General features: G+C 67.6%; 7 protein-coding genes. 4 read left to right on the top strand and 3 right to left on the bottom strand.

Going from position 1 to position 5483, the window contains the following annotated elements:
* The first annotated feature begins 197 nt into the window (after positions 1-197).
* On the top strand, positions 198-674 hold the full coding sequence (locus ACCC94_RS27440) for a GNAT family N-acetyltransferase (protein WP_413352752.1): 477 nt from the start codon (positions 198-200) through the stop codon (positions 672-674).
* Here ACCC94_RS27440 and folE2 read toward each other — a convergent pair.
* Both folE2 and ACCC94_RS27430 read right to left on the bottom strand, forming a co-directional pair.
* The gene (folE2, locus tag ACCC94_RS27435) at positions 671-1558 is read right to left on the bottom strand and encodes a GTP cyclohydrolase FolE2 (protein WP_413352751.1); all 888 of its coding nucleotides are present in this window, start codon (positions 1556-1558) and stop codon (positions 671-673) included. The two genes, ACCC94_RS27440 and folE2, sit on opposite strands and share 4 nt — an antisense overlap.
* Before the next feature lie 69 nt (positions 1559-1627).
* Complete coding sequence (locus tag ACCC94_RS27430) at positions 1628-2029, bottom strand: hypothetical protein (RefSeq protein ID WP_413352750.1); 402 nt, start codon at positions 2027-2029, stop codon at positions 1628-1630.
* 129 nt (positions 2030-2158) lie between these two features.
* Between ACCC94_RS27430 and dksA the strand changes: the two genes are divergently transcribed.
* Positions 2159-2563: an RNA polymerase-binding protein DksA gene (gene dksA / locus ACCC94_RS27425; protein WP_413352749.1), complete on the top strand. Its 405-nt coding sequence runs from the start codon at positions 2159-2161 to the stop codon at positions 2561-2563.
* A 20-nt stretch (positions 2564-2583) separates the two neighbouring features.
* Positions 2584-3786 carry a zinc metallochaperone GTPase ZigA gene (zigA, locus tag ACCC94_RS27420; protein ID WP_413352748.1) on the top strand — a complete coding sequence of 401 codons (1203 nt, stop codon included), beginning with the start codon at positions 2584-2586 and terminating at the stop codon, positions 3784-3786.
* A 662-nt stretch (positions 3787-4448) separates the two neighbouring features.
* Here zigA and ACCC94_RS27415 read toward each other — a convergent pair.
* Positions 4449-4805 carry an NADH:ubiquinone oxidoreductase gene (locus ACCC94_RS27415; protein WP_413352747.1) on the bottom strand — a complete coding sequence of 119 codons (357 nt, stop codon included), beginning with the start codon at positions 4803-4805 and terminating at the stop codon, positions 4449-4451.
* 77 nt (positions 4806-4882) lie between these two features.
* Between ACCC94_RS27415 and ACCC94_RS27410 the strand changes: the two genes are divergently transcribed.
* Positions 4883-5483: CobW family GTP-binding protein (locus ACCC94_RS27410; RefSeq protein ID WP_413352746.1), on the top strand; the 601-nt coding region annotated here is incomplete at its 3' end.

The following is a 5483-nucleotide window of genomic DNA, read 5'->3' as shown; positions in this document are numbered from 1 at the left end:
CCCCCACCCCCCCCCGGCCGGGCGCCCCCTGGGGGCCTGGCCCCCGCGGTTAAATCCCCCCGTGCGGTTTTCCCGCGCCCCCCCCGGGGCCCGGGGTGGCGGGGCCCGATGCGTTTCCGGCGTGGGGCAAAAGGCTTGCATCGAGTCGCCCGGGAGGCTAAACCCCCTTTCCCCACTGACTCTTTGGTAGATGAATCATGGTGAATTTCTTCCCGGACCTGTCCCTCGTCGAACTCTCGCCCGCGCAGGCGCCCTGGTCGCTGTTGCTCAAGGCCGACCCCAGCCGCGAGCAGATCGAGAGCTACCTGGGCGATTCCCGCCTGCTGGCGCTGAGCGAGGCGGACTCCGTGCGCGGCGTGCTGACGCTGACTCCCCGCGAGCCCGGCGTCGCCGAGATCACCAGCCTCGCGGTGGAAGACGAATGGCAGGAGCGCGGACTGGGCCGGCGCCTGCTGCAGGCGGCCATCGAGCAGGCGCGAGAGGCCGGCCTGCAGCGCCTGACCATCGCTACCGGCAACTCCAGCCTGGCCCAGCTCGGCCTGTACCAGCGGGTGGGTTTCCGCATCGTCGGCATCGACCCGGATCACTTCGTGCGGCATTACCCCGAGCCGATCCACGAGAACGGCATCCAGTGCCGCGACCAGATCCTTCTGGCGCTCGACCTCGGCGCCTAGTCGCGTACCCAGCGGCTCACCGCCACCGCATCGTGGGCGTGCAGGCTTTCAGCATGCACCACGCGCACTTCGAAGCCGGACACCTCTTCACGCTGCACCAGTGCACGGTGCAGCCGGCGCGCGGCGTCCTCGCAGAACATCAGGTTCTGCCCGTTGGCCAGGGCGAATGCCTGTTCATCGGCGCGCTTCACTGCCGTCTGCACGGCGGTGCCGAGGGCTTCTTCGGCGTGGTCGATCAGCTCGCTGAAAGCGAAGGCCTGCGCGGCCGGGTCGAGCCGCAGGTGCAGCCGCGCTTCGCTGCGCTGGCTGTGCGGCGTGGCGACAATGCCCTGCGGGCTGCCGAGCCAGGCGCGAACCTCGTTGGCCCTCAGCGGCCGGCTGGCGAAGTCGGCGTCGAAGCGCTCCTGGATCAGCTGGCGTGCCAGTGCCGCCGAGCACGGGCAGGTCGAGGAGTAGGGCAGGCTCAGGCGCAACTCCAGTTGCAGCGCATCGTCCTCGAGCTGCGCGTGGACCTCGCAGGCGTAGCGCTTCCAGCCGCTCAGCGGGCTGACCAGCGCCGGGCGCCGCAGCAGCAGTTCGAAACGCAGCGCCAGGCTCGCACGTCGGGAGAGCTGCGCGTGGCTGCGCAGGAACTGCTGCAGCAATCCTCGCAGCAGCTGCGGTGACAGTTCCTCCTCCGCCAAGGCTTCCAGTGCCAGGTACAGCCGCGACATGTGGATGCCGCGTGCCTCGGCTTCGTCGAGGCTGACACCGGCGTCGGCATGGGCGGCAACGCGCTCGCCAGCAATACGCAGGGGCACGGCGATGCCCTGCATGCCGACCCAGTCGAGCGGGATGGGCAGGCGGGTGGATTGGCAGGCGATATCGGGGAGCAGGGCGGTCATGGGCGGGTCACGGTCGGCAATTGTTATAATATAACGTATTTGCTTCCGGACGATCCCGCAATGGGCTCGTCAGTGATCGTGCTGCCTGCAGCCGCTGACCCGGCCGCAGGTCAGTCGCGCGCTGTCTCCCGTGGAACTGCTGAAGCGGCTGATGTTGGTCCAGCCGATGCCGCGGCTGGTGCCGACCCACACCTGCCCATCGCTGGTCACCCCGCTGAAGAAGGTCAGGCTGCCGTAGCGCGTGCCGGTCTGCGCCCAGCGCCGTCCGCTGCTCGCCTCGAAGCCGCGCAGGTAGGTGTCGTGGCCGTGGGTGGCGACGCTGTAGAGATTCCCTGAATCGTCCATGCAGGCGAGCACCGAAGCCGACCAGGCGCAGCGCGCCGGTTCCTCGCCGGGGAAGGGCAGCGGTGCGGACCCGCTGGCGAAGGCGAAGGGCGCGAACAGGCAGAGCAGAAGGGCGCGGCGCAGCATCGGAAGTCTCGGCAGGCGGCGGGAGCGGAGCATGGGTATCGCACGGCAGAAAGCGGTTGTCGACTCTCCATTGCAGAGAATGCATTGTTATAATATAACATAAAAGATCACTCCCTTACGGAGACGGTCATGACCGAACAGGAACTGCTCGCCCAGCCCGGCGAGGCCTACATGAGCGAGGCGCAACAGGGCTATTTCCGCGCACTGCTGCTGGAGCAGCGCGACGAGCTGCAGGGACGCATCGACGAGGAATTCCAGGCGCTGCAGGACACCGAGCGGGCCAGCGACGAGGCCGATGTCGCCAGCCGCGAGGAGTCGCGCCAATGGCAACTGCGTCTGCTGGAGCGGGAGAAGAAGCTGCTCGACAAGATCGACCAGGCGCTGGAGCGCCTGGCCCAGGGCGACTATGGCTGGTGCGCGGAAACCGGCGAACCGATCGGCCTGCGCCGTCTGCTGCTGCGCCCCACCGCCTCGCTTTGCATCGAAGCCAAGGAGCGCCAGGAACGGCGCGAACTGCACGTCCGCGAAGCCTGAATTCCCTGGAGAAACCCACCGTGAACGCCCCACTTCCCGTCACCGTCCTGTCCGGCTTTCTCGGCGCCGGCAAGAGCACGCTGCTCAACCACGTGCTGAAGAACCGCGAGGACCTCAAGGTCGCCGTCATCGTCAACGACATGAGCGAAATCAACATCGACGGCCGCGAGGTGCAGCGCGATGTCAGCCTCAACCGTGGCCAGGAACGCCTGGTGGAGATGAGCAACGGCTGCATCTGCTGCACCCTGCGCGAGGACCTGCTGGAAGAGGTCAGCCGCCTCGCCAGCGAAGGCCGCTTCGACTATCTGCTGATCGAGTCCACCGGCATCTCCGAGCCGCTGCCGGTGGCCGAGACCTTCACCTTCCGCGACGAGCAGGGTCGCAGCCTGTCGGACCTGGCGCGGCTGGACACGCTGGTCACGGTGGTCGATGGGCTGAACTTCCTCGCCGACTACCAGGGCGCCGACAGCCTCGCCGAGCGTGGCGAAACCCTCGGCGAGGACGACGAGCGCTCGCTCAGCGACCTGCTGGTGGAGCAGGTGGAGTTCGCCGACGTGATCCTGGTGAGCAAGATCGACCTGATCGGCAGCGCCGAGCGCGACGAGCTGCTGGCGATCCTGCGCCGGCTCAACCCCGACGCCGATATCCAGCCCATGGTCATGGGCCAGGTGCCGCTGGCGACCATCCTCGACACTGGTCGTTTCGACTTCCAGCGCGCCGAGCGGGCGCCAGGCTGGCTCAAGGAGCTGCGCGGCGAGCACCTGCCGGAGACCGAGGCCTACGGCATCTCTTCGGATGTCTACCGGGCGCGCCGGCCCTTCCATCCGCAGCGTTTCCATGACTTCCTCGCGCAGCCCTGGAGCAATGGCCGACTGCTGCGTTCCAAGGGCTTCTTCTGGCTCGCCAGCCGCTACCGCGAGGCGGGCAGTTGGTCCCAGGCCGGCGGCCTGATGCGCCATGGCCTGGCCGGGCGCTGGTGGCGCTTCGTCCCGCGCGAACACTGGCCGCAGGACACCACCGAGCTGCAGGGCGTGCTGCGCCACTGGCACGAAGACAGCGGCGATTGTCGCCAGGAGCTGGTGTTCATCGGCCAGAACCTCGACTTCGCCCGGCTGTTCGGCGAACTGGACCATTGCCTGCTGGACGACGACGAAATGGCCGCCGGCACCACCGCGTGGAAGCGCCTGCCCGATCCTTTCGAGCCCTGGGAGGCTGGCGCCTGATGCTCATCTAAATTCGCCTACATCCGCTCCAGACCCGTCCACCGCGTAGGAGCAACTGTCTTCTCGAAATGCCGTGCCCGGGATTCCCTCTCCCTAACCCTCTCCCTGAAGGGAGAGGGGACTGATCGGCATCAAGCGAAACTCCGTGGTGACCGGCGATACCGGACGGCTCCCTCTCCCTTCAGGGAGAGGGCGGGGGGAGAGGGCTGAGGGCCGCGCAGGACTCTCCAGGCAGAGCAGACTCCGTCCGCGATAGTCATGCCTCTGCACGGAGGTTGACCCGTGAGCAGACCCAAAGAAGCGCCCGTTGCCTCAATGAGCATCACGGAAGACGAGGAGCGTTATGGGCTGCGGGATATCACGATCACGCTTTGCGCAACGATGTGGAGGTGCTGTCCATCGCGCGATACATCGTCGCCAATCCATTGCGGTCCCGTTTGGTTGAGCGAGTAGGGGATTATCCTTTCTGGAATGCGCAGTGGCTGTGAACGATCGCGGACGGAGTCCGCTCCCACGTAATTGGCAGGCTGGGAACGGGCAAAAAAATGGGCCACCCGGGGAGAGCGGCCCGATTCACCAAGATCATGTCCGGCGTGGGGTGCCGGGAGGGTGTGAGGTACCCGCGGACAGTAAGCCCGAGCCGTATGACAAGGCGATGACCGTTACTGCGGTCTGCTCCAGCGGCCGTTGCTCTGCTGTTCGCAGAACGGCTGGAGGACGCGCGCGTCGCTGGCCACGCCGTAGTAGTGGATGTCCTGGCGGTAAGGCACGCCCTGGGTCTGGGCGTTCTCGCAGACGCCGAAGGCGCCGCTGGGGCAGTTTTCGGCGAAGGTCACCTCGACCTTCTGGTCTTTCAGCTGCGGCTGGCAGAAGCCCTCGCGGAAGAGTTTTTCCGGAATGGTGCGGTTCTGCTGGCAGACCTTCACGTCGATGTCCTTGCCCTGGGTATGCACCACGCAGGCCTCGCCGTGGGCGAGCAGGGGCAGGCAGGCGAGGGCGAGAGGCAGCAGCAGGCGCATGATCGATCCGGGGTTGGTCTGACGAAGCCGCGACTCTAGCGCTTTTCCCGGCGAGCGTCAGGCGGCACCATGGGCGAATGTTGAAGCAGATCCCGACTCATCTCATCGCCGGCCCCCTCGGGGCGGGCAAGACCAGCCTGCTGCAGAACTTGCTGGCGCAACGCCCGGCGGGCGAGCGCTGGGCCGTGCTGGTCAACGAATTCGGCCAGGTCGGCCTCGATGCCGCGCTGTTGTCCCGCGACGAGGACGGCATCGCCCTGGGCGAAGTCGCCGGCGGCTGCCTGTGCTGCGTGAATGGCGCGCCGTTCCAGGTCGGCCTCGGCCGCCTGCTGCGCAAGGCCCGGCCGCAGCGGCTGTTCATCGAGCCCTCCGGCCTCGGCCATCCCGCGCAACTGCTGGCGCAACTGCGCGCCGCGCCCTGGCAGGGTGTGCTGGCCGTGCAGCCGCTGGTGATGGTGCTGGATGCCGCCGCGCTGGCCGCCGGGCAGCCTTTGCCTGAAGCGCAACGGCTGGCGCTGGGCGAGGCGGCGCTGCTGCTGATGAACAAGTCCGAAGCGCTGGATGACGCGACGCGTGCGGCCCTGGCGGCGCAACTGCCGGAGGTGCCGTTGCGCTGGACAAACCGGGGCCGTCTGCCGCTGGGCGAGCTACCGAGTGCGCCGATAGAAGCGGCGGGCG

The organism is Pseudomonas sp. Pseusp97 (assembly GCF_047304025.1).
Classification (GTDB): domain Bacteria; phylum Pseudomonadota; class Gammaproteobacteria; order Pseudomonadales; family Pseudomonadaceae; genus Pseudomonas.
Note: the sequence above shows the minus strand (reverse complement) of the source record. Positions and strands in the feature narration are given on the sequence as shown.

What these genes read in the sequence shown, in the direction of transcription:
- ACCC94_RS27440 (WP_413352752.1), top strand. Translation starts at nt 198, where the DNA reads ATGGTGAATTTCTTCCCGGACCTGTCCCTCGTCGAACTCTCGCCCGCG.
- folE2 (WP_413352751.1), bottom strand. Translation starts at nt 1,558, where the DNA reads ATGACCGCCCTGCTCCCCGATATCGCCTGCCAATCCACCCGCCTGCCC.
- ACCC94_RS27430 (WP_413352750.1), bottom strand. Translation starts at nt 2,029, where the DNA reads ATGCTGCGCCGCGCCCTTCTGCTCTGCCTGTTCGCGCCCTTCGCCTTC.
- dksA (WP_413352749.1), top strand. Translation starts at nt 2,159, where the DNA reads ATGACCGAACAGGAACTGCTCGCCCAGCCCGGCGAGGCCTACATGAGC.
- ACCC94_RS27415 (WP_413352747.1), bottom strand. Translation starts at nt 4,805, where the DNA reads ATGCGCCTGCTGCTGCCTCTCGCCCTCGCCTGCCTGCCCCTGCTCGCC.